Here is a 3,240-nt window from a genome sequence, read left to right as displayed (position 1 = left end):
GGTTTAACAAACTTTCACTGGTGGCCTCAAGTTCCAGTTGCTGCTTAATTATGGGTAAGCACCCGGACATGATATTACAGGTGTTTTTCACTGCTTGTGAGTCGATCATTAGTAATCTTGTCCACTTTGGTTTTTTTTGACCTGGACTCGTACCTGGGAGTGCAAAGCATCTCTAATCTGTTCGAGCACTCCTTCTGACCTCCACTGTTTGTAGTGCCAGAATACCGTAGAGTAGGGTGGTAGGTCTTTGGGTAGGTCGCCCCAGTTACATCCATTCTTGAGTTGATAAAAGATGCCATCTAGGATTTGTCGTTTTGTCCACCGTGGCGGTCTAGTTTGCTTTTTCTTGGGCAATAACGGCTTGATGAGTTCCCATTCTGGCTCGGTTAAGCTACTGGAGTATGGCATTTATTTTTCATCTTACCTCATTATCTAAGATCCCAAATGGGTTCTATACCCGCATTTAGCTAGCGATCGCACTAGACTGTTGCTTGAACAAGCATATCCTCTACTTGCCTAATTTGCTTCCAATCAATTACTGCAACCCAAAGACTTTCCTCTTCTGAATATTGCACTACGCCATCGACTTCTAACTCTTCGTCATACAATACTAGCAATTGACCATCTTCCAACTTAATATTTTGGCGACTCAAATCTTCAATCGTACCAACGCAATTTAAGCGAAGGCGACCCTGCTCATCCGCATTATGAAAATCTGCAAAGATTCTGGGATATTTCATATTTTTAATTTACTCAGGATGATTGTTGTGATGGATTAGAAATCGTTGGTGTCAGCAGCAGACTTGCTTGTTCTGGTGTTAAGCCAGTTAATGTTGCATGATTTGGGCTTCGGCCAGAAGTACGGATGACATCTCCATCAGACGATCGAACCTCACCCACTGTCGTCACACCAACTTGTCCATGAGGGATTGTCACTGCTAAATCTGCTACAGATAATCCTACTGCACATTCTACAGAAATTCCCGTGATGCCGCTGGGGTGAGTGGCCGTGCTGCGTTTAATATCTTCTGGGCGATTACGACCGCCACGAACTACTAAGGCCTCGTCTGGAATTCTTTTTACAAGTGTAGGCTGTTTGATTTAAGTACGCGCTATACTTTAGCAGAAATTTTTGCCCATAGGGCGATCTATCTTTATGATTGGTGAGGCGATCGCTCTCCGTGCAATCAGCGCACTTTGAAATGGTGGAAATGGATAAGATTGTGAGTGAAAAAAGAGGTTGGGTGACACCAGCGTCAACCCAACCTACAAAAAAAGGCGCTCGCACTAATGGAGAGCAGCAATCACACTTATTCCTTTTATACTAGGCGGACATATTCACGTAGTTGGGAACGTAGACCTTGAGTAATCATTGGAAAATTATTGATTTCTTGAATGATAGAATTCTCAGATCTGCCACTCTTCTTAAGCTCCTGAACTACAGCCTTTGCTAAAGTCTCAACCCCAACCTTTGCAATCATGCTTGAAACGCCTGCAATCAAGGTGAGAGCAAGTGCGCCACCAATCATGCCAAAAGGACCACCTAAAAAAGCTAACGAAGTTGTAATTGCTACGGCTCCTGCATAAGAAGAGGTTGCAACAAGCCCAACTAAGACTAAACCAGCAACTCCTAGACCAGCTAACTTATTGACTATCTCATCCATAATAATTAAGTGCTCCGCTAAACTTCAGATTAATTAGACCTTCAAAGTCAAACTGAACTAACTATCTTTAGCCTTTACCTCCAAACAGTTTATATATTCCGTATCCAACAGCAGCCGCCGCAGCAACAGGTGCAGCAGCAACTATGGCAGTACCAGCAATTGCGCCTCCCCCGACTACGCCACCGATACCTGCAAGGGTGCCCATAATTGCAGCACCAGAGGCACCGCCAGCTACGGTTGCAAGACCGGCACCAGCCACACCAGCAACAGCCCCAATGTTTGTAGCTGTTCTTGCTGCTTCACGAGCATCACGCTCTTCCTTAGACAAGTCCGGTTGATCTTTGAACAAAGTTTCATTCATTATTTTTGCCCCAAGATAAGCAGGCCCCGCTCCTAATACTGCTGGAGCAGCAGCCATGCCACCACCAACCACACCACCTGCTGCGGCTAGGCCTGAAGTAATTCCTGCTCCTGAAGTTGCTGCAACACTCAACCCTGTAGCAGCACTAGCAGCCGCGCCTAGCGCAGCGCCAGATTCTACAACCGCTTTGGCTGTTTTGACTGTATTTCCATCAATGCCCATAGTTTTTTCAACAACATTTTCTACAACTTCGTCACCGGCTTGACTGGCAAAATCTTCCCAATTCATAAATCAATTCATCCTTTTAATACTTGTCTAATTATCCTTAATAGATTAAAGGTTTGTCTAGCCAAATAATGTTCTATTCTGCCGCCAATTCTCCCTCGCTTTCACTCTAACTTTAATCTAATTTTGTACAATAATGTACGAAAATATACGAAAATGTTGGCAGTTGTGAGCTACAATACACAAAACTCTCGCATCTCCCTGCCAGATGAATCTTAAAGAAATGTTAAATGTCGCCGATCGCATAGTTTTCGAGAAAACAGGTCAGCACCTTGACGATTTACAAGCAGCGGTACTGCGGGGAACTCTACAACGCGAGAAATACAAAGAAATAGCGAAAGATTTTGACTGTTCTGAAAGTCGCATCAGGGAAATCGGATCGGAATTATGGCAGATACTTTCAGAAGAGTTGGGAGAAGATGTTAATAAAACAAATTTTAGAGCGGCAATGGAGAGGTTGGAAGTTTCAATATATTCAAACGTTGCACAAGAAGAATCGATGCAAATTAACAGCGTTAACATCTGTGGAGAAGCTACATACCCGCCAAATTTACCAAACTCAAACCCACCAAATCAGGAAACATCTAACTCAAAACAAATTAAAACTCTACATCAAGATTTAAGCGAAATGCCGGAGTTGGGTGATTTCTTCGATCGCACTCCCGAACTCCACACCCTCACCACCTGGATTCTACAACAAGGCTGTCGGCTCATCACCCTCACCGGCATCAGCGGTATCGGCAAAACATCCCTAGCAGTACAACTCGTACAACAAATCAAACACGAGTTTGAGTACGCAGTTTGGTACACACTAGACGAATTCCCCACCATCGATAAATTTCAATCTAACCTAATACAATACTCCGGACAGTTTTTAAAGAGGGATGCGACGCCTACGGCAAGCAACGCTTACGCAATAAATCACAGAAG

The 3,240-nt window shown here is 44.0% G+C and carries 5 protein-coding genes and 1 pseudogene; 1 reads left to right on the top strand and 5 read right to left on the bottom strand.

The features are described from left to right. Positions 1–108 precede the first annotated feature (108 nt). The 5 genes from QUB33_RS28980 to QUB33_RS28960 all read right to left on the bottom strand — a co-directional run bounded on the left by QUB33_RS28980 (position 109) and on the right by QUB33_RS28960 (position 2,313). Positions 109–408 (bottom strand): transposase, encoded by a 300-nt coding sequence (locus tag QUB33_RS28980; RefSeq protein WP_333357971.1) that lies wholly within the window; start codon positions 406–408, stop codon positions 109–111. Between the two features lie 71 nt (positions 409–479). After that, positions 480–740 carry a hypothetical protein gene (locus QUB33_RS28975; RefSeq protein ID WP_333357968.1) on the bottom strand — a complete coding sequence of 87 codons (261 nt, stop codon included), beginning with the start codon at positions 738–740 and terminating at the stop codon, positions 480–482. A gap of 13 nt (positions 741–753) precedes the next feature. Continuing rightward, a complete protein-coding gene (locus QUB33_RS28970) occupies positions 754–936 on the bottom strand; it encodes a hypothetical protein (RefSeq protein ID WP_333357965.1) in 183 nt (60 codons plus the stop codon). Between the two features lie 383 nt (positions 937–1,319). Then, the gene (locus QUB33_RS28965; RefSeq protein WP_190741370.1) at positions 1,320–1,664 is read right to left on the bottom strand and encodes a hypothetical protein; all 345 of its coding nucleotides are present in this window, start codon (positions 1,662–1,664) and stop codon (positions 1,320–1,322) included. 67 nt (positions 1,665–1,731) lie between these two features. Beyond that, on the bottom strand, positions 1,732–2,313 hold the full coding sequence (locus tag QUB33_RS28960; RefSeq protein WP_333357961.1) for an RNA polymerase subunit sigma-24: 582 nt from the start codon (positions 2,311–2,313) through the stop codon (positions 1,732–1,734). A 205-nt stretch (positions 2,314–2,518) separates the two neighbouring features. Here QUB33_RS28960 and QUB33_RS28955 point away from each other — a divergent pair. Next, a pseudogene (locus tag QUB33_RS28955) lies at positions 2,519–3,240 on the top strand (ATPase); the annotation flags it as partial.

Source organism: Microcoleus sp. B3-A4, assembly GCF_036705385.1.
In the GTDB taxonomy this organism is placed as follows: Bacteria; Cyanobacteriota; Cyanobacteriia; order Cyanobacteriales; family Microcoleaceae; genus Microcoleus.
Note: the sequence above shows the minus strand (reverse complement) of the source record. Positions and strands in the feature narration are given on the sequence as shown.

What these genes read in the sequence shown, in the direction of transcription:
- QUB33_RS28980 (WP_333357971.1), bottom strand. Translation starts at nt 408, where the DNA reads ATGCCATACTCCAGTAGCTTAACCGAGCCAGAATGGGAACTCATCAAG.
- QUB33_RS28965 (WP_190741370.1), bottom strand. Translation starts at nt 1,664, where the DNA reads ATGGATGAGATAGTCAATAAGTTAGCTGGTCTAGGAGTTGCTGGTTTA.
- QUB33_RS28975 (WP_333357968.1), bottom strand. Translation starts at nt 740, where the DNA reads ATGAAATATCCCAGAATCTTTGCAGATTTTCATAATGCGGATGAGCAG.
- QUB33_RS28960 (WP_333357961.1), bottom strand. Translation starts at nt 2,313, where the DNA reads ATGAATTGGGAAGATTTTGCCAGTCAAGCCGGTGACGAAGTTGTAGAA.